Below are 23,991 nucleotides of genomic sequence, written 5' to 3' on the forward strand. Positions count from 1 at the left end.
GCTGTCGGTGGTGCTCACCACCGACGCGGTGTACGCCGCCTTCTACGACGACGAGGTGGCGCGCGGCTTCCTGCATTCGCACAGCTACACCGGCAACCCGCTGGCCTGCCGCGCCGCGCTGGCCACGCTGGACCTGTTTGAGCAGACCGATGCGCTGCGCCAGAACGTGGGCACCAGCCAGCGGCTGGCCGCGCAGTTTGCGCCGCTCACGGCCCATCCCCGAGTGCGCCACGCGCGCCAGCGCGGCATGGTCTTCGCGTGGGATGTGCTCAGCAGCCTGCCCGACTTCGGCCGCCGCTTCGCCCGCCACGCGCTGGCGCAGGGCCTGCTGCTGCGGCCCATCGGCCACACGCTGTACGCCATGCCGCCCTATGTGATCGACGAGGCCGAGGGCGAGCTGCTGGCTCGCGGCGCATTGGCCGCGCTCGACGCCACGCTGGCCGAAGAAACCAGCCCGGCGCCGGTGAGCGGGGTGCCAGATGGCGTTTGACGGCTGCTTCGTGACCGGCACCGACACCGGCGTGGGCAAGACGCTGGTCAGCGCCGCGCTGCTGCACACGCTGGCGCGCCACCATGCCCGCGTGGTCGGCATGAAGCCGGTGGCAGCCGGTCTGGTGCAACAGGGCGGCGCGTGGGTCGCGGAAGACGTGCTGGCGCTGCGCGCCGCGTCCACCGTGGCCGTGCCGCCCGAACTGGACTGCCCCGTGGCGTTGCCCGAGCCGCTGTCGCCGCACCTGGCGGCCGCGCGCGCCGGCCGGCGCGTGGGCGTGGCCGAGCTGGTGGCTGCGCACCGAGAGCTGCGGAGCCTGGCCGACGTGGTGCTGGTCGAAGGATCGGGTGGCTGGCGCGTGCCGCTGAACGAAGACGAGACCCTGGCCGACCTGGCGGTGGCGCTGGCCCTGCCGGTGGTGCTGGTGGTGGGCATGCGGCTGGGCTGCCTGAACCACGCGCTGCTGACGGCCGAAGCCATCCGTGCCGACGGCCTGCACCTGGCCGGCTGGGTGGCCAACACCGTGGACCCGGCCATGGCCTGCCGGGACGAGAACATTCAAACGCTGCGCCAGCGCCTGGCCGCGCCGCTGCTGGGCGTCTTGCCCTGGCAGCCGCAGGGGCCGGACGCGCGCGCGGTGCTGCTGGAATTGCCCAGCGCCTGGAAACACGGAAAGGAAAGCCATGAGCTGGCTGAATGAATTTGACGACCGCCTGGCCGCGCTCGACGCGCAGTCGCTGCGCCGCGTGCGCCGGGCGGTGACGCCCGAGCCGGGCGCCCGCCTGAGCGTGGATGGCGAGTCCCTGCTGGCCTTCTGCAGCAACGACTACCTGGGCCTCGCGCAAGACCCGTTGCTGCGCCAGGCGGTGCATGCTGCGGTGGATCGCTACGGCGTGGGCTCCGGGGCCTCGCCCATGGTCAGCGGCCACAGTGTGGCCAACGCGGCGCTGGAGCGCGAGCTGGCCGAGGCGGTGGGCCTGCCGCGCGCGCTGTACTTCTACGCCGGCTACGCCACCAATGCGAGCATCGTGCCGGCGCTGGTGGGCGAGGGCGACGCGCTGTTCTCCGACGCACTGAACCACGCCTGCCTGATCGACGGCGCGCGTCTGTCCAAGGCCGCCGTGCACCGTTTCCCCCACGGCGATCTGGCCAGGCTCGATGCCTTGCTGGCCGCCAGCCCGGCGCGCCGCAAGCTGGTGATCAGCGACGCGGTGTTCAGCATGGACGGCGACGTGGCCGACATCACCGGCCTGCACGCACTCTGCGAACGGCACGATGCCTTGCTGCTGCTCGATGATGCGCACGGCTTCGGCGTGCTGGGGCCGCAGGGCCGTGGTGCGCTCGCCGCCGCCGGCCTCACTGGGCCGGGCGCTTCGCCGCGCGTGCTCTACATGGCCACGCTGGGCAAGGCCCTGGGTGTGGCGGGCGCCTTTGTGGCCGGGCCCGAGCCCCTGGTGGAGTGGCTGCTGCAGAAGACCCGCAGCTACACCTACGCCACCGCCGCGCCCGCCCTGCTGGCCGAGGCGGTGCGCGCCGGCCTGCGCTGTGTGCTCGGTGCCGAGGGCGAACGCCGGCGGCAGCACCTGGCCGCGCTGATTGCCCAACTGCGCGAAGGTCTCGCGCCCGGTGCCAACGCCGCGGTGGACGCCGCCGGCTGGACCCTGATGCCCTCGCACACCGCGATCCAGCCCTTGGTCATCGGCGACAACGCCGCCGCGCTGACCGTGATGGCCGCGCTGCGCGAGCAGGGGATCTGGGTGCCCGCGATCCGCCCGCCCACGGTGCCGGCGGGCACCGCGCGGTTGCGCATCGCGCTGTCGGCGGCGCACCAGGCCGAGGACGTGGACGCCTTGCTGGGTGCGCTGCGGGCCGCTGCGGCCGGTTTGAGCGCGGGCCGCGCCTACGAGTCGGGCCAGCGGGCTGTGGCAGCGGCCACGCAGGACGCCTGAACACCATGGCCGAGCTGGCAGCGCTGCCGTTCTGGACCGTGATGGCCCTTGCCATCGGGGTGGCGCTGTTCATCGACCGCTGCTGGGGCGAGCCACCACCCCGCTGGCACCCGGTGGTGTGGATGGGCCACTACCTCGGGGCGCTGGGTCGGCGCATCGCGCCGGTGATGGGCGGGCCGGCGGCCGGTGCGGCGCGGCCGTTCGTGGCGGGCGCGCTGGCCTGGGTCGTCGGGGCGCTGCTGGTGGTGGTGATCGCTTTCGCGGCGACCCGGGCCGTGAGCGGTTGGCCGGCCTGGCTGCAAGCCTTGGCGGTGGGCGTGCTGCTCAAACCCTTGCTGGCCTGGCGCATGTTGCGCGACGAGGTGCGGGCGGTTGAGGCCTGCCTGGGCGCGTCGCTGGCGCAAGGTCGCGCCCGCCTGGCCTGGCTGGTCAGCCGCGATGTGAATGTGCTCGACGCGGCCCAGGTGCGCGAAAGCGCCATCGAAACCCTGGCCGAAAACCTCAACGACTCGGTGGTGGCACCGCTGTTCTGGTTTGCCGTGGCCGGCCTGCCCGGCGCGGCGCTGTACCGCTTTGCCAACACCGCCGACGCCATGTGGGGCTACCGGGGCGAGCGCCAGGGCCGCGACTGGACCTGGGCCGGCAAGTGGGCGGCGCGTGCCGACGACGTGCTGTCGTGGCTGCCCGCGCGCATCACGGCGGTGCTGCTCGCGGGGCTGGATGGACGGGGTGGGGCGGTCCGCTGGCGGCAGGTGCGCGCGCAAGCGGGCCTCACGCCATCGCCCAACAGCGGCTGGCCCATGGCCGCCATGGCGCTGGCGCTGGACGTGCGTTTGGCCAAGCCCGGCGTGTACACGCTGCATCCGGCTGGGCGCAGCCCGCAGGCGGCAGACACCGCGCAGGCACTGCGTTTGGCCGGTCGTGTGGTGGGCGCGCTGGCACTGTTGGCGGGGGTGGTGGGGGTGGTGGGGGTGGTGGCTGCGGTGAGTCTGGGTGCCCGCTTGAAGGTGTTGGCATGAGCCGCCTTCAACACCGCTTGCACGGGGGCCCCGATGCCCTGGGCGTGCCGCGCTGGGACTTTTCAACCAACGCCAACGCCTGCGGGCCGTGCCCCACGGCCTTGGCCGCTGTGCAGCAGGCCGACGCGCCGCACTACCCCGACCCGGCCTACACCGCCTTGCGCGCGTCGCTCGCGGCGTTTCACGGCGTGGCGCTGGAGCGCCTGGTGCTGGCGGGCAGTGCCAGTGAGTTCATCGCCCGCATCACCGCTGCCGTGGCGCATGCGGGCGGTCAGCGCGTGTGGCTGCCGCCGCAGGCCTATGGCGACTACGGCCACGCGGCGCAGGCCTGGGGTTTGCAGCGCGTGGACCAGCCAGGGCAGGCCGCATTGGCCTGGCTGTGCGAGCCGTCCAGCCCACGGGGCAGCGCTGAACCCCTGGCCGCCACCGTGGCCGAAACCGATGCCGTGGTGGTGTTGGACCGTGCCTACGAACCCCTGCGCCTGAGCGGGCGCTGCAGCTTGGACGCCGAAGCGCTGGGCCGGGTGTGGCAACTCTGGTCGCCCAACAAGGCGCTGGGCCTGACGGGCGTGCGCGGCGCCTACGCCATTGCCCCCGGGCACGGGTTGGCGCTGGCGCGCAGGCTCGACCAGATGGCGCCGTCCTGGCCGCTGGGCGCGCACGCCGTGGCCATGCTCACCGCCTGGGCGCAGGCCGACACGCAGCACTGGCTGGCGCAAAGCCGCCAGCAACTGGCCCGCTGGAAGACCGATCAGCTGGCCCTGCTGCAGCACGCTGGCTGGCACTGCCTGCCCAGCGATGCCAATTACCTGTGTGCCCAGGCACCGCAGCCGGTGGACGCGGCCGCCCTGCGCGCGCAGGGCATCAAGCTGCGCGACACCACCTCGCTGGGCCTGCCGGGGCACTGGCGCCTGGGCGTGCTGCCGCCCGTGGCGCAGCAAGCGCTTGGGGCTGCGTTGTGGGCGCAGGGCTGTGTGGGCGGTCAAGAGGCCCTCGACAAGGGCTTCAAGGGCGGCAAGGTCGTCAAGGGTCATGCCGGTGGCTTGTCCACCCTCCCGTGAAAATCTGAACATTTTTAGACCCAGGCCCCAGGCGTTTCACCATGCAACTCGACTTCCACACCCTGGACATGCAGCGCCGCCAGCACCCGGCCTGGCGCTTGCTGTTGGCCGACTCGGCCCCGCTGGTGGCCAGCTTTTTGCACCGCGTGTTTGTGCAGCCCAATGTGCGGGTGATGGCGCAAGCCCCCTTGGTGGAGGCGCTGGAAGACACGCTCTACGGCCTGCGCGAAACCCTGGGCCAGCAGGTGTTTCCCAAAAGCGCGCAAGCCTATTTGAACGACTGGGCCGCCAACGACAAAGGCTGGCTGCGCAAGTTTTACCCGCTGGGCTCTGACGAACCCCACTACGACCTGACCCCGCCCACCGAACGCGCCCTGGCCTGGCTGGCCAGCTTGTCCGAGCGCAGTTTTGTCGGCACCGAATCGCGCTTGCTCACGCTGTTTGGCCTGCTCAAGCAAATGAACGACGGCAGCGAAACCAGCCCCGAAGCCCGCCTGGCCGAGCTGCACGTCCAGCGCGCCGCCATCGAGGCCGAAATGGCCCGTGTGCAAGAAGGCGACCTGGCCTTGCTGGACGACACCGCGCTGAAAGACCGCTTTCAGCAATTCAGCGCCTTGGCCCGCGAACTGCTGGCCGATTTTCGGGAGGTGGAGCACAACTTTCGGGCGCTTGACCGCTCGGTGCGCGAGCGCATCGCCCTGTGGGACGGGGCCAAGGGCGCGCTGCTGCAAGACATCATGGGCCAGCGCGACGCCATTGCCGAGTCCGACCAAGGCAAAAGCTTTCGTGCGTTTTGGGACTTTTTGATGTCGCAGTCGCGCCAGGAAGCCTTTACCGACCTGCTGGCGCGGGTGCTGGAACTGCCCGCCGTGGCCGACCTGCAGCCCGACCAGCGCCTCAAGCGCGTGCATTACGACTGGCTCGACGCCGGTGAACACGCCCAGCGCACCGTGGCCCAGCTCTCGCAGCAGCTGCGCCGTTTTCTGGACGACAAAGCCTGGCTGGAAAACCGCCGCATCATGGACATTTTGCGCAGCATCGAAGGCCGCGCCCTGGCCCTGCGCGACACCGCACCCGCCAGCCTGCGCAGCCCAGACTTTGCCCACATCGACGAGATTGGCACCGACATCGAGCTGCCGCTGGAGCGCCCGCTGCACCAGATCGCACCGCAAACCCTGCTGACCCGCGTGGCCTTGCAAGCGGGCGGTGATGATGCCGACGCCTCTGCGCTGTTCGCCCAGGTGCGGGTGGACAAAGCGGCGCTGGCCGCCCACGTTCGCCAGTCGCTGCAAACCCAGCCCCAAGTCACCCTGGCCGCGCTGCTGCAAACCCGCCCGCTGCAACAAGGCTTGGGCGAACTGGTGGCCTATTTGCAGCTCGCCAGCGAATCGCCTGGCTCGGTGGTGGACGAGGCTACCGAAGACGTGGTGGCTTGGGTGGTGCGCGATGAGGCGGGCCTTGAAATGACCCGCCGTGCGCGCTTGCCTAGGGTGATTTTTGTGCGGGGCTGAGGGGTGTTCAAGCGGCTGTTCAACCCGTCTGTAGCCGGGGCTACCAGCTCCAGATTTGCCGCACAACCAGAACCATAATCGGCAGCATATGGCCACACACATGAGGGAACCCATGCCACCCACTCCACCGGGTTTTGCCATGAATCCAGACCTGCCCAGCGTGGCGCCAGCAGCCCAGCCCAGCGCACCCCAACCCGACCTTACCCGGCTGGTGGTGCCCTTGCTCAAAGGCGTGATGTACCGCGAAGACGACGCCGCGCAGTGGGCCGCTTTGCTGCAACTGCAAGCCCGCGTGCGCGACTACGTGGCGGTGTTGGCGCTGGATTTGGTGGTGGACGAGGCCGAGGGCTATGCCTTTGTGCGCGCCCAGCCGGTGGATGAAAACGCCGACAAACTGCCGCGCCTGGTGCGCCGCCAGCCGCTGAGCTTTCAGGTCAGTTTGCTGCTGGCGCTGTTGCGCAAAAAACTGGCCGAATTCGATGCCAGCGGCGGCGACACGCGCTTGATCCTGCCGCGCAGCGCGGTGGTGGAGCTGGTGCGCGTGTTTTTGCCAGCGGGGTCCAACGAATCCAAACTGATCGACCAGATCGACACCCAACTGGGCAAGGTGGTGGAGCTGGGCTTTGTGCGCCGCCTCAAAACCGGCACCGACGGCGCAGCCGCCCGGCCCGCGCAAGAGCCGGTGTACGAGGTGCGCCGCATCCTCAAGGCCTTTGTGGACGCCCAATGGCTGGCCGACTTTGACGAGCGCCTGGCCGCGTACCAACGGCAACTGCTCACGCCAGAAACCGGGACCAGCGATGAAGCTTGAAGCCCACCCGCCCGCTGGTTTTCGGCTCACGCGGCTGGAGGTGTTGAACTGGGGCACGTTTGACAAACGGGTGTGGACGCTGGCGCTGGATGGCCGCAACGGTTTGCTGACCGGCGACATCGGTTCGGGCAAATCCACCCTGGTGGACGCCATCACCACGCTCCTGGTGCCCGCGCACCGCGTGGCCTACAACAAGGCCGCCGGGGCCGATGCCCGCGAGCGCTCGTTGCGCTCGTATGTGCTGGGGCATTACAAGTCCGAGCGCAACGAGGCCAGCGGCCACGCCAAGCCGGTGGCGCTGCGCAGCGCCAGCGACTACGCGGTGATTTTGGGTGTGTTCCACAACGCGGGCTACGACCAAACCGTGACGCTGGCCCAGGTGTTTTGGCTGAAAGACAGCTTTGGCCAGCCCGAGCGCTTGTACGCCGTGGCCGACAAAGCCTTGTCCATCACCACCGATTTTTCTGACTTTGGCACCACGGTGGCCGCGCTGCGCAGCCGTCTGCGCAAAAACAGCGTGAGTCTGTTTGACAGCTTTCCGCCCTACAGCGCGCACTTTCGCCGCCGCTTTGGCGGCATGGGTGAGCAGGCGCTGGAGCTGTTTCACCAAACCGTGTCGATGAAATCGGTGGGCAACCTGACCGACTTTGTGCGCCACCACATGCTGGAGCCGTTTGATGTGGCACCGCGCATTGCCGGGCTGCTGGCCCACTTTGACGACCTGAGCCGCGCCCATGCCGCCGTGCTCAAGGCCAAAGAACAGGTGAACCTGCTCACCCCGCTGGTGGCCGACTGCGACCAGCACAGCGCCCAGGTGGAGCAAGCCAGCGGGCTGCGCCAGTGCCGCGACGCGCTCAAGCCCTGGTTTGCAGACCGCAAGCGCACGCTGCTGGACCAACGGCTGGACAACCTGGGCCTGCAACTGGCCAGCGAAACCGCCAAGGTGGAGCGGCTGGAGGCGCAGCAACGCGAGGTGCGCAGCAAAGAAAGCGCGCTGCGCCTGAGCATCGCCCAGCGCGGCGGCGACCGCCTGGCGCAGCTCGATGCCGACATCGAGCGCCAGCAAACCGAGCAGAACCGCCGCCAGAAAAACGCCCAGCGTTACGACCAATTGCGCCGCAGCCTGGGCCTGCTGCAAGTGGCCAACCGCGAAGAGCTGCACACCCAGCAGCAAGGCTGTGTGCAGCGCCGCCAGGCCGACAGCGAGCGCGACGCCGAGGTGCAAAACACGCTCACCGAACTCGGTGTGGACATGGCCCAAGGCCGGCACGAATGCCGCAGCTTGCAAGACGAAATCCACAGCCTGCGCGCTCGGCGCAGCAACATGGCCGCGCAACACATCGCCCTGCGCGCTGCGCTGTGCGCCGCGTTGGGTTTGCGCGAAGACAGCATGCCGTTTGCCGGGGAGCTGCTGCAGGTGCACGACGACGCCCGCGACTGGGAAGGCGCTGCCGAGCGCCTGCTGCACAGCTTTGCCTTGTCTTTGCTGGTGCCTGAGCTGCATTACGCCCGGGTGGCGCAGTGGGTGGACGACACCCACCTGAAAGGGCGGCTGGTGTACTTTCGGGTGCGCGACCCGGCCCGCAGTGAGCGCCCTGCGCCGCCTCTGCCCGCGCAATCACTGGCGCGAAAAATCGCCATCAAGCCCGATTCACCGTTCTACACCTGGCTGGAAAATGAGGTGGCACGCCGCTTTGACCACGCCTGCTGCACCACACCCGAGCAGTTTCGCGCCGAGCCCAAAGCCATGACCCGCGCCGGGCACATCAAAACCAGCGGTGAGCGCCACGAAAAAGACGACCGTCACCGCTTGGACGACCGCAGCCGCTATGTGCTGGGCTGGAGCAACGCCGCCAAACTGGCCGTGTTGGAGGGCAAGCTGCGTGTGTGGGAAGCGCGCCTGGGCACGCTGGGCCAAAAAATTGCCGAGCTGCAGCAAGAGCAGCGGGCCATTCGCGAGCGCCTGGAAAACCTGGCCAAGCTGGAAGAATTTCAAGACTTTGCCGACCTGGACTGGCCAGCCAACGCCCGCGAAGTGGCGCGCCTGAAAGACGAGCGGGCGGCGCTGGAAGCCGCCTCGGACGTGTTGGCCGCGCTCACCCGCCAATTGAGCGAGCTGGAGGCCGAGCGCGACAAGCTGGAACAGCAGCGCATGGAGCAGCGCGACAAACGCTCGAAAACCGAGCAAAAAATCAGCGACGCCCAACAGCAGCGCCGCGACGCAGAAGCCCTGCTGGCGCAAGCCCCGCCGGGTTTTGAAGCGCTGGCGCTGCGCCTGGAAGAGCTGTTGCAGAACCTGCAAACTGCGCAAGGAGACAGCGCCGAGGCCAAACGCTGGTCCGCCATCACGGTCGAGTCCTGCGATGCCCGAGAGCGCGACATGCGCGAACACCTGGAAAGCGCCATCGACAGCACCGACAAACGCGCCACCCGCTTGCAGGCAAAAATCATCGACGCCATGCGCAGCTTCAGCCACCGCTTTCCGGTGGAGACGCAAGAGTTTGACGTGTCGGTGGGCGCGGCCAGCGAATACCGCAGCCTGTTGCAGCGCCTGGTGGCCGACGACCTGCCGCGTTTTGAGGCCGACTTCAAACGCGCGCTGAACGAAAACACGGTGCGCGAAATGGCCAACTTCAGCGCGCAGCTGAACAAAGAGCGCGAAACCATCAAAGAACGCATTGAGCGCATCAACCAGTCGCTCACGCAAATCGACTACAACCCGGGCCGCTTCATTGCCCTGGCGCTGCAAACCACGCCCGACGCCGAGGTGCGCGACTTTCAAACCGAGCTGCGCAGCTGCCTGGACGACAGCCTGGGCGGCGATGCGCCCAGCGGCCCCTACGCCGAAGCCAAGTTCTTGCAGGTCAAACACATCATCGAGCGCCTGCGCGGCCGCGAGGGCCAAACCGAGCAAGACCGGCGCTGGAGCACGAAGGTGACCGATGTGCGCAACTGGTTTGTGTTTGCCGCCAGCGAACGCTGGCGCGAAGACCAGCGCGAACACGAACACTATTCAGACGCGGGCGGCAAGTCCGGCGGGCAAAAAGAAAAACTGGCCTACACCATTTTGGCGGCCAGCCTGGCCTACCAATTTGGCCTGGCCTGGGGCGAAACCCGCTCCAAAAGCTTCCGCTTCGTCGTCATCGACGAAGCCTTTGGCCGGGGCTCCGACGAGTCGGCCCAATACGGCCTGCAACTGTTTGAAAAGCTCAGTTTGCAACTGCTCATCGTCACCCCGCTGCAAAAAATCCACATCATCGAACCCTTTGTCTCCAGCGTCGGCTTTGTGCACAACGTGGAAGGCCGCGATTCGCGGCTGCGCAATTTGAGCATGGAGGCGTATCGGGAGGAGAAGGAACGGGCCGCTGGCAGGGAAGCGATGGCGCTGGCGGTTCGTGAAACAGGGGGCCAACGTGGGCTTTGAGATGGACGCATGCCTGGGTGCGGCGCTGCATCGCCGCCCCTTGCACATTGGCCGGGGCCGTTCCCTCACGCCTGCCCCCATCCCAACCTTCCCCCAGTGGGGGAAGGGGCCAGACATTGCGCTGTCCGACTCCCTCCCCCTCTGGGGGAGGGCTGGGGTGGGGGCTCTCCCCGGGCTTTTTGACCGGGCGCGACAAGACCCACAACGCGCACAGGTGAGTCCATGACCTGGACCACCCCCGCCGACCTGCGCGCCCAAGTTCAAAAGCTGTGGGACAAAGGCGAGCTGTTGCGGGTGGACGGCGCGCCCATGCCGCCGCTGCGCCTGCGTTTGGTGGCCCCCACATCGACCGAGCTGGCCGAGCGCTTTGACGATGTGCGGGCCTGGATGCGCGACCTGGGTTGCAACGCAACTGCCGACAGCGCGCCGCCGTACCGCATAGCCATGCGCACGTTTCGCCACCGCGTGCTGGGCCACAACGCCGTGCCCGAGGCGGTGTGGCTCGATTCGCTGGACGCGGCGCTGGCACTGCTGGGCAAGCAAGCCGAGGCGCGGCGCTTTGCGCAACTGGTGCAAACCACCCGCACGCAACAGCCCGCCGTGTTGCCCTGGCTGCAACAGCGCCCCTTGCAGGCGCTGGACTTGGCACCCGTCTGGCCGCGCCTGCTGGCGGTGGTGGCGTGGTTGCAGGCGCAGCCCAGGCCGGGTGTGTACCTGCGCCAAGTCGATCTGCCGGGGGTGGACAGCAAGTTCATCGAGGCGCACCGGGGCGTGCTGGCCAGTTTGTTGGACTTGGCCTTGCCGCCACAGGCCATTGACGCCAGCGCCAGCGGTGCCAGCCAGTTTGCCCGCCGCTACGGTTTCCAAGACAAGCCCTTGCGCGTGCGCGTGCGCTGGCTGGGGGCGGGCGCGGTGTTGCTGCCCGCAGCCGCTGAAACAGACCAGGACGTGACCCTGACGCAAGCCGCCTTTGCGCGCTTGGCGTTGCCGGTGCGGCGCGTGTTCATCACCGAAAACGAGATCAACTTTCTCGCCTTTCCGCCCGTGGCCGACAGCTTGCTGGTGTTTGGTGCCGGTTACGGTTTTGACGCCCTGGCCGCTGCGCCCTGGCTGCACAGCTGCGAGGTGCATTACTGGGGCGATATCGACACCCACGGCTTCGCCATCCTCGACCAGTTGCGCGCCCACCTGCCGCATGCGCAGTCGCTGCTGATGGACCGCGAAACCCTTCTGGCGCACACCGGTCCATGGGGCCACGAACCCACACCGGTGCTGCGCGATTTGCCCCGTTTGACTGCGAAGGAGCAGGCTTTGTTTGACGATTTGCGCTACCGACGGCTGGGCACGGCGCCCGGCACCGCCTGTGTGCGGCTGGAGCAAGAACGCATCGGCTTTGGCTGGGTGCAGCAGGCGCTGGCGGCATTGCCGCTGCCCATAACGCAGAAAGGCCAAGCATGACGGCAGTCTGCGTGATGGTGCTCGGCACCACCAGCGGCGCGGGCAAAAGCTGGCTCACCACCGCGCTGTGCCGCCACTACGCGCGCTTGGGGCTCAAGGTGGCACCGTTCAAGGCGCAGAACATGAGCAACAACGCCCGCGTGGTGGCGGGCGGCGAAATCGGCGCGGCCCAGTACTTTCAGGCGCTGGCGGCCAACGCCGAGCCCGATGTGCGCATGAACCCGCTGCTGCTCAAGCCCGAGGCCGACACGCGCAGCCAGGTGTTGCTGCTGGGCACAGTCAACCGTGAACTGAGCGACATGCCGTGGCGCGGGCGCAGCGAAAAGGTGTGGCCGTACATCACCGCCGCGCTGGACGCGCTGCGCGCTGAAAACGACGTGATCGTGATGGAAGGCGCGGGCTCGCCCGCCGAGATCAACCTGCACGCCAGCGACATCGTGAACATGCGCGTGGCCCGCCGCGCCCAAGCCCGCTGCTTGCTGGTGACCGACATCGACCGGGGCGGCGCGTTTGCCCACCTGTATGGCACCTGGGCGCTGCTGCCGGAAGACGAGCGCGCGCTCATCCACGGCTTTGTGCTCAACAAATTCCGGGGCGACGCGGCCCTGCTGGCCCCCGGCCCGCAGATGCTGCAAGACCTGACCGGCGTACCCACCGTGGCCACGCTGCCGATGTGGTGGCAACACGGCTTGCCCGAAGAAGACGGTGTTTTTGACGATCGCAGCCGGTCTGCGGGCACGGTGCGCCAAACCATCGCCGTCATCGCCTACCCGCGCCTGAGCAACCTGGACGAATTTCAGCCGCTCAAAAACGTGCCCGGCGTGCGCCTGGTGTGGGCGCGCACGCCTGCCGACTGTGCGGGGGCCGACTGGCTGGTGCTGCCCGGCTCCAAAGCCACCGCCGCCGACCTGGCCTGGCTGCGCGCCCAAGGCCTGGACCGGGCCGTGGCCGAGCACGCGGCGCAGGGCCGGGCGGTGCTGGGCATTTGCGGCGGGCTGCAAATGCTGGGCGAAGCACTCATCGACACCCACGGCATTGAGGCCATGGCGCTGGGCAACGCGCCCGGCCTGGGCTTGTTGCCGCTGGTCACCGCCTTTGACGCCGACAAAACCGTGCGCCACACAACCGCCACCTTGGGCGCGCTGACCGGCCCGTGGGCCGCCCTCTCGGGTGTGACCGTGTCTGGCTACGAAATTCACCACGGCCAAACCGCGCAACACCCGGCCATGGCGGCTGCGGGCGACGTGGCCCGGCCCGTGCTGCCCAACGGCCTGGGCTGGCAAAACGCGGCGGGCAACGTGCTGGGCGTGTACCTGCACGGCCTGTTTGAAGACCCGCGCGTGTTGCAGGCCTTGTTTGGCGCGTCGGTGCCCACGCTGGACAGCGTGTTCAACGGCCTGGCCGACTTTATCGAACGACACGCCGAACCCGGCGTACTGGAAAACCTCATCCGAAAGCCCTGAACCATGAACTTCACCATCCCCACCCTCGACGACATCACCCAGCCCGCCCTGGCGGCCCGTTTGCAGCACCTGCTGGACAACAAGACCAAACCGCTGGGCTCGCTGGGCCGCCTGGAGGCGCTGGCGCAGCGCATTGGCCTGATTTTGGGCACGGCATCGCCCGAGCTCACAGCCCCGCAACTGGTGGTGTTCGCGGGCGACCACGGCCTGGCCGCGCGCGGCGTGTCGGCCTACCCGAGCGACGTGACCTGGCAGATGGTGGAAAACTTTTTGGCCGGCGGCGCGGCGGTGAGTGTGTTGGCGCGCCAGCACGGCATCGGCCTCACGGTGGTGGACTGCGGCGTGCGCCACGACTTCGCGCCACGGCCCGGGCTGGTGGTGGCCAAAGTCGCCCCCGGCACCGCCGACGCGCTGGAAGGCCCGGCCATGACCGCTGCGCAGCGCGACACGGCCCTGGCCAACGGCGTGGCCTTGGTCAAAACCTTGCCGGGTAATGCGCTGCTGCTGGGCGAAATGGGCATTGGCAACACCTCGGCGGCTTCGCTGTTGCTGGCGCGCTTGACCGGGCTGGACATCGCCGACGGCACCGGCGCGGGCACCGGACTGGATGCGGACGCGGTGCAACGCAAGATCGGCATCTTGCGCGCGGTGCTGGCCCGCCACCCCGACGCCCGCACTCCGCTGGATGCCCTGGCCGCGTTTGGTGGTTTTGAGGTTGCCACCATGGTGGGCGCGGTGCTGCAAGCCGCGCAGGAGCGCCGCGTGATCGTGGTCGATGGCTTCATTGCCAGTGCCGCCGTGCTGGTGGCCAGCGCCTTGCAGCCCGTGGTGTTGCAGCGCTGCGTGTTCGCCCACCGCTCGGGCGAACGCGGCCACGCGCTGATGCTGGCGCACCTGAAGGCCGAGCCGCTGCTGGATTTGGGCCTGCGCCTGGGCGAAGGCTCGGGCGCTGCGCTGGCCTGGCCGCTGTTGCAAAGCGCCTGCGCCATCGTGCGCGAGATGGCGAGCTTTGAGGCGGCGGGGGTGTCGCGCAGCGACGATGTGCCGACGTCTTCTGCGGTCCAGGCGTAAGGTGATGCCGGTGGATCGACAGGACCCGGACCCGGGCAGTCGTGGAACCGGCTGCGCCGGGCCACTGACTGCGTCCCCCCTCCGGGGGGAAGCCGCGCAGCGGCGCAGGGGGGTGCTCCTCCCCCTGCGCCATTTCCTGCTCGCCATCCAGTTCTTCACCCGCATCCCCATCACCGGGCGGCTGGCCGACTGGGTGGGTTTCAGCCCGACCATGCTGCGCGCCAGCGCCGCACATTTCCCCGGCGTGGGCTGGGTGGTGGGTGGGCTCAGTGCGGCGGTGTTTTACGGCCTGTGGCAAGCCTTGCCTGCGCAGCCCGCCGCGCCGTGGGTGGCGGCGGTGGCCTGCACCGTGTTCAGCGTGCTGCTGACCGGCGCTTTCCACGAAGACGGCCTGGCCGATTTGGTGGACGGCCTGGGCGGCTCCATGAACCGTGAGCGCGCGCTCGACATCATGAAAGATTCCCGCGTTGGCACCTACGGCGCGCTGGCCCTGGTGCTGGCGGTGGCTGCCAAGGTGGCGCTGCTGGTGCTGCTGGCGCAGGCCGGTGGCGCGGGTTTGGCGGCGGTGGCGCTGTTTGCCGCACACGTCACCTCGCGGCTCATGCCGCTGTTCGTCATCCGCACGCTGGCGCATGTGGGCGACACGCCACAGTCCAAGTCCAAGCCGCTGGCCGAGAGCATCACCGTGGCCGGGCTGCTGGCGGGCGTGTTGTGGTGGGCGCTGGCCATGGCCTTGGCCGGGTGGTGGCAGCCGGGCGCGCCGTGGGCGCTGGCGGTGGTGGGCGCGCTCATGGGCATGGGCTGGATGTGGCGCCTGCTGCACCGCCGCCTGCAAGGTTTTACCGGCGACGGCCTGGGTGCCACGCAGCAGGTGAGCGAGCTGTGTTTTTACCTCGCACTGGCGCTGGCGCTGTGAAGCTCTGGCTGCTGCGCCACGCCCAAGTGGACCTGCCCGCCGGGCTTTGCTACGGTGCCAGCGATGTGCCCGCGCACGCCGCGCTCACCCTGCAAGCTGCCCACAACGCCGCCGCCGTGCTGCCGCTGGGTCTGCCGGTGTGGGTGTCGGCCCTGGGCCGTGCCCAAGCTTTGGCGCTCGCATTGCAGCAGCTGCGGCCCGACCTGGGCCCACCCACCACCGACCTGCGCCTGAACGAAATGGACTTTGGCCAGTGGGAACTGCAAGCCTGGGACGCCGTGCCGCGCAGCGCTTTCGACGACTGGATGACCGACTTCGCCCACCACCGCTTTGGCGGCAAGGAGAGCACGCAGCAGGTGATCGACCGCGTGGCGCAAGCGCTGCAAGCCCTGCGCGCCACGCAGGCCCGCGAAGCGGTATGGGTGACGCACGCGGGCGTGATCCGGGCAGCGCAGTTCGTGCTGGCCCATGGCGCGGGGCCCATTGGCAGCGTGGACCAGTGGCCCCGCCATGCGCCTGCGCCCGGTGGGCATGTGTGCCTGCACTGCTGAACCGCTGGCCACGCCACGGCGGCATGCAGGCACACTGGAGCCCATGAAAACCGCAAGCCCACAAGTGCCTTACAGCCTCGCCCGCATGAAAACGCTGGCGGTGGGCTTGCTCCTGCTGGCCGGCGTGGTGTACGCCGTGGCCACTGTTCTGGAGCCGCGCCACACCGCCTGGGGCTATGTGGCCGCCGCCGCCGAAGCCGCCATGATCGGCGCCCTGGCCGACTGGTTCGCGGTGGTGGCCCTGTTTCGCCACCCGCTGGGCCTGCCCATACCGCACACCGCCATCATCGTGGCCAACAAAGACCGGCTGGGCACCCAGCTGGCGCGTTTTCTGGGCGAGCATTTTTTGACCATCGAGCACGTGCAGCCCACCCTGGCGCGCTGGGACATGGCCGGCGCGCTGGGCCAATGGCTGGCGCAGCCCGCTTCGGCCCAGCGCGTAGGCCAGTGGCTGCAGCAGGCCACGCCCGCCTTGCTGAACGCGCTGGACCAGACCCCCGCGCGCCAGTGGGTGGCGCAACTGGCGCAGCGCCTGCTGCGCGAGGTGGACCTGGCCACGCTGGGCGGCCAGGCGCTGGCCGCACTCACCGCGCACGGCCACCACCAGCAATGGCTCAACGGCCTGTTGCAGCAGCTCTCGGGCTGGGCCGGACAAGAGGCGGTGCAAGACAAGCTCACCGACGCCATTGCCCGCGAACTCAAAGAACTCAAATACGTGGGGCTCGACCAGATGGCCGCGCGCCTGGCCACCCGCAAACTGGTGGCCGCACTCACCCGCACCCTGGCCGACGTGGCCGCCGACCCGCACCACGAACTGCGCCAGCGCTTTGACGGCTGGATGCGGGAGTCCATTCAGCGCCTGCAAACCGACCCCGACTGGCAGGCCCGCGTGGCGCTGTGGCGCGACGCCTGGCTGGACCAACCCCAGTGGAAGGCCCCCATCGAAGCCTGGTGGCACGAACTCATGGGCACCCTGCGCGCCGATGCGGTGAAACCCGAAAGTGCCTTGGGCGAGCGCATCGCCAGCGTGGTACAAGCCGCCGGGCAGCAGCTCTTGGCCGACACCAGCCTGCGCGCCTGGCTCAACGCCCAGGCCCAACAGATGCTGCTGCGCCTGCTGGACGGCAGCCGCAACACCATCGTTGGCTTCGTGGCCGAGCGCGTGCAAGCCTGGGACGCCCACGACATGAGCCGCACGCTGGAAAACAACATCGGCCGCGACCTGCAGTTCATCCGCATCAACGGCACCCTGGTGGGCGCGCTGGTGGGGCTGCTGCTGCACGCGCTCACGCAGGCGGTGTTGGGGTTGCCGGCCGTGGCAACGTGGATGCACGGCTGAAAACGGGCCGCAACGCCACCCGGCCGGCGCTCGTTACGAACCCTGCACCGTCTTGGGCTTGAAGTCGCAATACGCCGCCACCGCGCACCGGTGGCACAGCGGTTTGCGGGCCATGCACACGTAGCGGCCCAGCAAGATCAGCCAGTGGTGCGAATCCACGGCGTAGGCGGCGGGCACGCGCTTCATCAATTGCTGTTCCACCGCCAGCGGCGTTTTGCCAGGCGCCAGGCCGGTGCGGTTGCTGACGCGAAAAATGTGCGTGTCCACCGCCATGGTGGGCTGGCCAAAGGCCACGTTGAGCACCACATTGGCCGTTTTGCGGCCCACGCCGGGCAGGGCCTCCAGCGCCTCGCGGGTGCGGGGCACCTCGCCGCCGTGCTGCTCCACCAGGATGCGGCAGGTTTGCATCAGGTGCTTGGCCTTGCTGCGGTACAGGCCAATCGTCTTGATGTAGCTCTCCAGGCCCTCCAGCCCCAGGTCCAGTATTTTTTGCGGCGTGTTGGCCACCGGGAACAGCTTGCGGGTGGCTTTGTTCACACCCACGTCGGTGGCCTGGGCCGACAGCAACACCGCCGCCAGCAACTCAAACACACTGGTGTATTCCAGCTCGGTCTGGGGCGTGGGGTTGGCGGCTTTCAGGGTGGCAAAAAAGGCTTCAATGGCGGCGGATTTCATGCCGCGCAGTGTAGTTCGGTGGCTCGGTAAAAGACGCTCGCTGCTCAGATACCCAGCCAGGCCAGCAGGTCGCGCAAGCGTTTCTCGCTGCGGGTGTCGAAGCCATCGATCCCGATGTTCTTGAGCACGCCCCGGCCTTCTTCGGTGTCGGGCAAGGTCCGCAGGGCCGTTTGCATGCTCTCGATCTGAGCGGCGGTGAACGATTTCTTCACGATGAGCGGAAAGTAGGGCTGCGCCACGCTGGTGTGCAACACCCGGTGGCCCGTTTTTTCGAGCGACTTGGCCACCCCCGAATACGACGCCACGCCGCCCACATCGCCGAACTTGTTGGTCAGGTAAAAAGGCACAGCGCCTTGCTCTTGCACCCGCTCCACCCGTTCCTTGGTCAGGTCGATGCCCTGGTCCCGCAACTCGGCGGTGCAAAACTTGGTCATGTAAGCGGCCGGGTCGGGCAACACCATGCGCTTGCCCCGAATATCGGCCACGGTTTTGTAGGGCGCGTCTTTGGGCACGATGATCAGGCAGCGGCCGTCGGGTTGGGCCGACGACACGTATTGGTAGCCGTGGTCGCGCATGGCGCGGGCCGGGAAATCGCTGGGTCGGGCCATGGCGAGGTCAAAGCGCTGGTTTTTCAGGCCATCTTCCAGCGCCGAAAACTCGCGAATGAACACCACGTTCACCTTCTGGTTGATGCTGCGGCCCACCGCATCGGCCAGGCCCTGGTATTTCGCAATCACCCGCGCGTGGTCGGTTCCGCCCGACGATCCTTCGCTGATCGCCATCACCAGATCCCGCCCCTGGGCGTGGGCGGCGCCCACCAGCAGGGTGAAAACACCAGCCAGGCCCCAACCGATCCATTTGCGCATGCCCGTATCCCTGTAAAAAAACAACCCGCATTCTTGGCTTGCGCCGCTGGCGGCGAACCGCGCCATCCGACAGACCCCGAGCCCAAACAGACCAGTGGTGAACGCCCGGCGCTGCAGACCGTTGCGGCTGGTTACCATGCAGGTCTGTCCTGATTTTGAACCCCAACGCCATGCCCTTCAACACGCCTTTTGCCGACCGCCTCAACAACGTTGAAACCTCCGCCATCCGCGAACTCTTCAAGCTGCTGGGCAGGCCCGGCATCATCAGTTTTGCCGGTGGTTTCCCCGACAGCGCCCTGTTCGACGTGGACGGCATCCGCGAAGCGGTGAACGCCGCGCTCACCGAAGAACCCGGCGCTGCCCTGCAATACGGCGCCACCGAGGGCTACAACCCCCTGCGCGAACAGCTCGCCGCTTTCATGAGCAGCAAGGGCAACCAGGGCGTGACGGCCAACGACCTGATCGTCACCACCGGCAGCCAGCAGGCGTTGGACCTGCTGGGCAAGACGCTCGTGTCGCCCGGCGACAAGGTCATCGTCGAAGGCCCCACCTTCCTCGCCACCATCCAGTGCTTCCGCCTCTATGGCGCGCAGCTCATCAGCGCACCGGTGGACGGCAACGGCGTGAAGACCGACGAGCTGGAAAGGTTGATCGAAGAACACAAGCCGAAGTTCGTCTACCTCATTCCCACCTTCGGCAACCCCAGCGGCGCCATGCTCAGTCTGGAGCGCCGCAACAAGGTGCTGGAGATGGCGGTGAAGCACAACACGCTGATCGTGGAAGACGACCCGTATGGCGACCTGTACTTCGGCGAAGCACCACCACCCAGCCTGCTGGCCCTGAGCGCCAGCGTGCCCGGCAGCCGCGACCTGCTGGTGCACTGCGGCAGTTTGAGCAAGGTGCTCAGCCCCGGCCTGCGCGTGGGCTGGATGGTCGGCCCGGCCGAGCTGCTGGCGAAAGCCACCATGTGCAATCAGTTCAGCGACGCCCACACCAGTACCTTCGCCCAGGCCACCGCCGCGCAGTACCTGAAAGCAGGGCGCATGCCCGCCACGCTGGCCAAGGTGCGCGCTGTGTACGCCGAGCGCGCCACCACCATGGGCAACGCCCTGAAGCGCGAACTGGGCGACACCATCGAGTTCGTGCAACCGCTAGGCGGCCTGTTCGTCTGGGCCCGCCTCACGGGCGCCGGTGGCAAGGTGGCCGACGGTGGCGAGCTGGCGAAGCGCGCGATTGAAAAAGGTGTGGCGTTTGTGCCCGGTGCACCGTTCTACGCCTCCGACCCCGACCATGCGACGCTGCGCTTGAGCTTTGCGACGGTGGGGGTTGAGAAGATTGAAGAGGGTGTGGGGCGGCTGGGTGCGGCTCTGTAGATCCCGACAGTTCAACGCAGCAGCTTCAAACCAACGACAAACCCATAGGGAAATCGCCCACCATGATTGAACACAAGGTCTCTGAGGAAATCATGGATTACCTCGCGGGTTTGAAGCTATCCAACAGCGAGGAAGCCAAAAAACTGCGTTTTCAAAATCTGCTCTTGCGTCTGTTCAAAGACAGTGCTGGCTCACGCGCGCTCATTGATCAAATGGCCGCTGGAGGCGAAAAAACCATCTTCAATATTCCTCGCAAGGGGACACCCAAAACCGGTTATGCCGACATTGCCTACAGCAACGTCATCATCGAATGGGAAAAAGACCTGGCCAAGACGGGGCGCCACGCAGAAGACCAATTGGCCGAATACCTGGCGGGTAAATGGCACAGCGGCGAGCGTTACGATTTCGTCTTGATCGCAACCGACGGCCGGGTCTGGCGCAGCTACGCGCCTGACTTGGAGGTGCTTCTGGCCCAGGAGACACCCACACGGATTGCGCTGCGCAAGGTTGAAGACTTCGAGGTGAAACGCGACAACGAGCAGCAGTTCTTCTATTTTCTGGACCGTCTGCTCTTCCGTTCGACCAAACGAAAGGCCACGCTTGGCGAGATTCAGCTCGACTTTGGCGACACCTCGCGAGCGTTCATCAACACCGTTCAAGCCATGCGTGCCGCCATGCCAGCACCTGGAGTGGCTTCACCGGTGCATGTGGCTTTTGAGCAGTGGCAACGCTTTCTGGAACTCGCCTATGGCCGGTTTGATGACCGAAGCGCGGTGTATCTGATTCACACCTACCTGAGCGTCTTCTCCAAGCTCTTGGCCTATGTGGTTCTGCGTCCCGCGGCCCGCCCCAACGACGACGAGCTTCGCCGCATTCTCACCGGGGAGGCCTTCAATGCCCTGAATGTGTCCAACTTCGTCGAGGGAGACTTTTTCTACTGGGTGTCTGATCCAGCGATCTTTGCCCGCCTGGCCCCGTCGCTGCGTGAGCTGTACAACCAGATCACCGAATACGACTTCACCGATGTGGAAGAAGACATTCTGAAGGGCGTTTACCAGGAGCTGATCGACATCGACACCCGCCACGCCTTGGGCGAGTACTACACGCCCGACTGGTTGTGCGAGCGTGTGGTGGACAGCCTGCAACTGGAGCGCAGTTCCCGGGTGCTTGATCCCGCCTGTGGCTCCGGTTCGTTCTTGCGGGCGCTGGTGGCCCGGTTGCGCACCGACTGGCCCGACATGCCGGTGCAGCAGATTGCCAATCAAATTACCGGCATCGACGTGCATCCTCTCTCGGTGCAGATCGCCAAGACCACACTGTTGCTTGCGTTGGGCGAGGGCGTGGCACGCGCCAAAGCGCCGGTGACGCTCAACGTGTACCTTGCCAACACGCTGTTCCTCTCTCAAGACGAAGGCAAGAAGACGCTCTATACCTCTGGGCACCATTTTCTGGTGCGCGTGGATGACCAGCGTTTGCCTCTGGACATGACGCCCTTCATTGGGCAGCCCGACCGCTTCGTCAAAGCCATCGAACTGGCCCAGTATTTTGTGGACAACAGTCTTGAGATCGAACAGCCCTTTGAGGTGTTTGATACAGCGCTGCGGGCACGGGTGCCCACGGTGGACATGGACAAAAATTTGGTGGCCGAACTGCACGCTATCTACCGGGCGATGCGCGAGGCCAAGCAGAAAGGCCGCGACACGATCTGGCAGTTTGTGTTGCAAAACCTCTACCAGCCGGTGTTCATGTACCGCGTGTTTGATGCCATCGTTGCCAACCCACCCTGGCTAACGTATTCCGACATCAGCAGCGGTGATTACCAGCAGTTGGTGCGCGACATTGCCCGCGTTTACAACCTCATGCCCTCTGCCAAAGCCAACAACCCCCACATCGACCTGGCCGCGGTGTTTCTATCGCACTGTGGGAAATACCTCGCCAAAGACGGCGCCCAACTGGCCTTTGTGTTGCCGCGCGCCTTTTTGACGGCCGACCAGCATGCCAACGTGCGCAGCGGGGAGGCCAGCGGCTTCAAACTCGCGGAAGTGTGGGATCTGGACGGCGTGAGTCCTTTGTTCAACGTGCCCGCCTGCGTGCTGCTCGCCTGTGCATCGCAGTCTGAAAACGACGACGCCAAACGGGCCCGCGCACTGCCCAAGACGGGCATTGTGGGCACCGTGTTCGACGGCCGGTTGCCCAAGCCCCACCTGCACTGGCGCGATGCGCAGCAGTTTCTGAAAGAGCAGACCACGCGCTGGTATTTTCAGGAGCTGGGCAACGAAAAGAGCCGCAAAAAGCGCTCGGCCCTGGTGCAGCAGCGCATACAGGGTCAAAGCGGCGGCAATGCCTACGCCGAGCGCTTCAAACAGGGTGCCACCATCGTGCCCCGCGCTTTCTATTTTGTAGAACCGCAAGGCATGACCGTGGATGCGACGACCGATGTGTCCGGGCGCACCGTCAACATCCGCACCCACCCGCTGGCGCTGGAGGGTGCCAAGAAGCCCTGGGACGGTATCTCGCTCACCGGCTCGATGCAAGGCCAGTACCTTTTCCGCACGGCCATGGCGCGCAACGTGATTCCGTTTGCCCTCATCAACCCCGCTTTGGTGGCGCTTCCGCTGGTGAAGGAGGAGCAGGCCAACGACAAGAACGCCGAGCTGGCCGGCAAGCAGCGTTGGTGTCTGCTCGACAGCGCGGCGCTCACGGCGCGTGGCGACCTGGAGGCTGCGCGCTGGTTTGGGCAGTGCGAGCGACTCTGGGGCGAGCGGCGAAGTGACAGTGCGAAGAATCAAAAAATGAGCATGATTGGGCGGATCAATTTTCAGCGGGGATTGACGGATCAACCCGTTGATGGTCGTTGGGCCGTCATGTTCAATCGGTCGGCAAAAGATGGAAACGCATGCAGCGTCCGAACAGATGGGTCGGCGCAGCATTTTTTGGTCGATTTCGCAATGTACGTTTGTTTTGTGGACAGTGAGGAAGAAGCTCGATTTGTTGAGTGCTACCTCAACTCTGGATACATCAACAAAGCGATCAAGGCATTTCAAACCAAGGGCCACTTCGGAGCCCGCGATGTAACCAAGAAAATTCTTGAATTTCCCTGGCCAAACTTTTCGCGCAATGTTGCCTCTCATCGGACGCTCGCTGCGCTTGGTAAGCAAGTCGCGCAAGCGGTCCAATCCATCTTGGGCAGCCAGCAAGATCTGGAACTCGATCCCCGCTCGCTGGGCCGTTTGCGAACCCGCATTCGCAGCGAGCTGGCGCCTCAATTCAAGGAAATGGATGCCCTGGTCGAAGCGATATCCACCGGGCGCGACGCCCAGGCGCGGGGGCAAACCTGGGAGCGCGTGCTCCATGGCGCCCCACCCGACCTGATTGCTCAACCTTCCACTTCCGTCAGTGCCTTCCTGCGCAATGAACGAACCCATTGGAGCGAGCGCGAAATGCTCGCCAGTGGATCGCGCACGGGGAGGGGTGCATGAGCCATGTCTTGCTGCTGGATACCAATGTCTGGAGCCACCTGGTGCTGAGCGATGTTGCCAAGCGCGCGTCTGTTCAGGCGGCGCTGGCGGCATTGCAAGCCAAGTACCCGGACGCTTCCTTTGCCACCAGCCGCATCTGTGTGGCCGAGTGCATGGTGGCCGCGCGCCGGTACCAGGACGCAGCACAGCGCCAGCTCGCTGAGGATGCATTCAGGCTATTTTTTGACGACCCCAACGTGATCGTGGTGGACGTGACAGAAGTGGTTCTGGATCAGGCCGCCACACTGAGGGCCGAGGCATTGAGGCGTGCTGCGGCGGGCGGCGGCACGCCAGCCAACCCTGATGGCGGTAAGCTGAAACTGCCCGATGCGGTGGTGGCTGCCAGCTGCTTGGACTTTGATCCACCCGCGGTGCTCGTGACTGAAAACGTCCGCGATTTCCGCTACACCGACGGTTTGGGTCAAGTGCAGTGTGTCGCTGGTTTGGTGGTGGAGTGCGTCGGCTAATGGGTTTGCCGACCGTTGGCTTCAGCTTG

At 66.8% G+C, this 23,991-nt stretch carries 19 protein-coding genes; 17 read left to right on the forward strand and 2 right to left on the reverse strand.

Translation table 11 applies throughout. The features are described from left to right. The 14 genes from Q7J58_RS05250 to Q7J58_RS05315 form a co-directional block, all read left to right on the forward strand. On the forward strand, window positions 1-490 hold a 490-nt coding region (locus tag Q7J58_RS05250; RefSeq protein WP_304824439.1), incomplete at its 5' end, for an aminotransferase class III-fold pyridoxal phosphate-dependent enzyme. Next, window positions 480-1,190, forward strand: coding sequence for a dethiobiotin synthase (gene bioD, locus Q7J58_RS05255; protein ID WP_304824441.1), 711 nt, complete (start codon window positions 480-482; stop codon window positions 1,188-1,190). The genes Q7J58_RS05250 and bioD, both read left to right, overlap by 11 nt. Beyond that, window positions 1,174-2,439 (forward strand): 8-amino-7-oxononanoate synthase, encoded by a 1,266-nt coding sequence (gene bioF, locus Q7J58_RS05260; protein ID WP_304824444.1) that lies wholly within the window; start codon window positions 1,174-1,176, stop codon window positions 2,437-2,439. Before bioD ends, bioF begins: the two co-directional genes overlap by 17 nt. Window positions 2,440-2,444: 5 nt before the next feature. Beyond that, on the forward strand, window positions 2,445-3,458 hold the full coding sequence (gene cbiB / locus Q7J58_RS05265; protein WP_304824445.1) for an adenosylcobinamide-phosphate synthase CbiB: 1,014 nt from the start codon (window positions 2,445-2,447) through the stop codon (window positions 3,456-3,458). Further along, entirely contained in the window at window positions 3,455-4,519 is a 1,065-nt protein-coding gene (locus Q7J58_RS05270) for an aminotransferase class I/II-fold pyridoxal phosphate-dependent enzyme (RefSeq protein ID WP_304824448.1), read from the forward strand. The genes cbiB and Q7J58_RS05270 overlap by 4 nt, the downstream gene beginning before the upstream one ends. A gap of 41 nt (window positions 4,520-4,560) precedes the next feature. Further along, entirely contained in the window at window positions 4,561-6,030 is a 1,470-nt protein-coding gene (locus Q7J58_RS05275) for a DUF3375 domain-containing protein (protein WP_304824450.1), read from the forward strand. A 139-nt stretch (window positions 6,031-6,169) separates the two neighbouring features. Then, a complete protein-coding gene (locus Q7J58_RS05280) occupies window positions 6,170-6,841 on the forward strand; it encodes a DUF4194 domain-containing protein (RefSeq protein ID WP_304824453.1) in 672 nt (223 codons plus the stop codon). Beyond that, window positions 6,831-10,265 (forward strand): SbcC/MukB-like Walker B domain-containing protein, encoded by a 3,435-nt coding sequence (locus Q7J58_RS05285; protein ID WP_304824456.1) that lies wholly within the window; start codon window positions 6,831-6,833, stop codon window positions 10,263-10,265. Before Q7J58_RS05280 ends, Q7J58_RS05285 begins: the two co-directional genes overlap by 11 nt. 222 nt (window positions 10,266-10,487) lie before the next feature. Continuing rightward, complete coding sequence (locus Q7J58_RS05290; protein WP_304824459.1) at window positions 10,488-11,723, forward strand: Wadjet anti-phage system protein JetD domain-containing protein; 1,236 nt, start codon at window positions 10,488-10,490, stop codon at window positions 11,721-11,723. Continuing rightward, window positions 11,720-13,186, forward strand: a complete 1,467-nt coding sequence (locus tag Q7J58_RS05295) for a cobyric acid synthase (protein WP_304824462.1) — start codon at window positions 11,720-11,722, stop codon at window positions 13,184-13,186. The genes Q7J58_RS05290 and Q7J58_RS05295 overlap by 4 nt, the downstream gene beginning before the upstream one ends. A 3-nt stretch (window positions 13,187-13,189) precedes the next feature. Continuing rightward, window positions 13,190-14,257: a nicotinate-nucleotide--dimethylbenzimidazole phosphoribosyltransferase gene (gene cobT, locus Q7J58_RS05300; RefSeq protein ID WP_304824465.1), complete on the forward strand. Its 1,068-nt coding sequence runs from the start codon at window positions 13,190-13,192 to the stop codon at window positions 14,255-14,257. Window positions 14,258-14,369: 112 nt separating this feature from the next. After that, window positions 14,370-15,173, forward strand: coding sequence for an adenosylcobinamide-GDP ribazoletransferase (locus Q7J58_RS05305; RefSeq protein WP_304824468.1), 804 nt, complete (start codon window positions 14,370-14,372; stop codon window positions 15,171-15,173). Then, a complete protein-coding gene (locus Q7J58_RS05310) occupies window positions 15,170-15,724 on the forward strand; it encodes a histidine phosphatase family protein (RefSeq protein WP_304824471.1) in 555 nt (184 codons plus the stop codon). Before Q7J58_RS05305 ends, Q7J58_RS05310 begins: the two co-directional genes overlap by 4 nt. A 43-nt stretch (window positions 15,725-15,767) precedes the next feature. After that, window positions 15,768-17,063, forward strand: a complete 1,296-nt coding sequence (locus Q7J58_RS05315) for a DUF445 domain-containing protein (protein WP_304824474.1) — start codon at window positions 15,768-15,770, stop codon at window positions 17,061-17,063. A 33-nt stretch (window positions 17,064-17,096) separates the two neighbouring features. Here the strand turns inward: Q7J58_RS05315 and nth are convergent, their stop codons facing one another. Further along, window positions 17,097-17,738, reverse strand: a complete 642-nt coding sequence (nth, locus tag Q7J58_RS05320; RefSeq protein ID WP_304824477.1) for an endonuclease III — start codon at window positions 17,736-17,738, stop codon at window positions 17,097-17,099. A gap of 44 nt (window positions 17,739-17,782) precedes the next feature. Continuing rightward, window positions 17,783-18,604 (reverse strand): PhnD/SsuA/transferrin family substrate-binding protein, encoded by an 822-nt coding sequence (locus tag Q7J58_RS05325; RefSeq protein ID WP_304824480.1) that lies wholly within the window; start codon window positions 18,602-18,604, stop codon window positions 17,783-17,785. A gap of 170 nt (window positions 18,605-18,774) precedes the next feature. On the opposite strand from Q7J58_RS05325, the gene Q7J58_RS05330 reads away from it, so the two are divergent. The 3 genes from Q7J58_RS05330 (at window position 18,775) to Q7J58_RS05340 (ending at window position 23,962) form a co-directional block, all read left to right on the forward strand. Beyond that, window positions 18,775-19,977, forward strand: coding sequence for a PLP-dependent aminotransferase family protein (locus Q7J58_RS05330; RefSeq protein WP_304824483.1), 1,203 nt, complete (start codon window positions 18,775-18,777; stop codon window positions 19,975-19,977). A gap of 62 nt (window positions 19,978-20,039) precedes the next feature. Further along, the gene (locus tag Q7J58_RS05335) at window positions 20,040-23,456 is read left to right on the forward strand and encodes an N-6 DNA methylase (protein WP_304824486.1); all 3,417 of its coding nucleotides are present in this window, start codon (window positions 20,040-20,042) and stop codon (window positions 23,454-23,456) included. Further along, window positions 23,453-23,962, forward strand: coding sequence for a PIN domain-containing protein (locus Q7J58_RS05340; protein ID WP_304824488.1), 510 nt, complete (start codon window positions 23,453-23,455; stop codon window positions 23,960-23,962). The genes Q7J58_RS05335 and Q7J58_RS05340 overlap by 4 nt, the downstream gene beginning before the upstream one ends. The last annotated feature ends 29 nt before the right edge of the window (window positions 23,963-23,991 follow it).

The organism is Hydrogenophaga sp. (assembly GCF_030656115.1).
Taxonomy (GTDB): Bacteria; Pseudomonadota; Gammaproteobacteria; order Burkholderiales; family Burkholderiaceae_C; genus Hydrogenophaga.

Excerpts from the sequence above, each read along its gene's own strand:
- bioD (WP_304824441.1), top strand. The coding sequence starts at position 480 with ATGGCGTTTGACGGCTGCTTCGTGACCGGCACCGACACCGGCGTGGGC.
- bioF (WP_304824444.1), top strand. The coding sequence starts at position 1,174 with ATGAGCTGGCTGAATGAATTTGACGACCGCCTGGCCGCGCTCGACGCG.
- cbiB (WP_304824445.1), top strand. The coding sequence starts at position 2,445 with ATGGCCGAGCTGGCAGCGCTGCCGTTCTGGACCGTGATGGCCCTTGCC.
- Q7J58_RS05270 (WP_304824448.1), top strand. The coding sequence starts at position 3,455 with ATGAGCCGCCTTCAACACCGCTTGCACGGGGGCCCCGATGCCCTGGGC.
- Q7J58_RS05275 (WP_304824450.1), top strand. The coding sequence starts at position 4,561 with ATGCAACTCGACTTCCACACCCTGGACATGCAGCGCCGCCAGCACCCG.
- Q7J58_RS05280 (WP_304824453.1), top strand. The coding sequence starts at position 6,170 with ATGAATCCAGACCTGCCCAGCGTGGCGCCAGCAGCCCAGCCCAGCGCA.
- Q7J58_RS05285 (WP_304824456.1), top strand. The coding sequence starts at position 6,831 with ATGAAGCTTGAAGCCCACCCGCCCGCTGGTTTTCGGCTCACGCGGCTG.
- Q7J58_RS05290 (WP_304824459.1), top strand. The coding sequence starts at position 10,488 with ATGACCTGGACCACCCCCGCCGACCTGCGCGCCCAAGTTCAAAAGCTG.
- Q7J58_RS05295 (WP_304824462.1), top strand. The coding sequence starts at position 11,720 with ATGACGGCAGTCTGCGTGATGGTGCTCGGCACCACCAGCGGCGCGGGC.
- cobT (WP_304824465.1), top strand. The coding sequence starts at position 13,190 with ATGAACTTCACCATCCCCACCCTCGACGACATCACCCAGCCCGCCCTG.
- Q7J58_RS05315 (WP_304824474.1), top strand. The coding sequence starts at position 15,768 with ATGAAAACCGCAAGCCCACAAGTGCCTTACAGCCTCGCCCGCATGAAA.
- nth (WP_304824477.1), bottom strand. The coding sequence starts at position 17,738 with ATGAAATCCGCCGCCATTGAAGCCTTTTTTGCCACCCTGAAAGCCGCC.
- Q7J58_RS05325 (WP_304824480.1), bottom strand. The coding sequence starts at position 18,604 with ATGCGCAAATGGATCGGTTGGGGCCTGGCTGGTGTTTTCACCCTGCTG.
- Q7J58_RS05330 (WP_304824483.1), top strand. The coding sequence starts at position 18,775 with ATGCCCTTCAACACGCCTTTTGCCGACCGCCTCAACAACGTTGAAACC.
- Q7J58_RS05335 (WP_304824486.1), top strand. The coding sequence starts at position 20,040 with ATGATTGAACACAAGGTCTCTGAGGAAATCATGGATTACCTCGCGGGT.
- Q7J58_RS05340 (WP_304824488.1), top strand. The coding sequence starts at position 23,453 with ATGAGCCATGTCTTGCTGCTGGATACCAATGTCTGGAGCCACCTGGTG.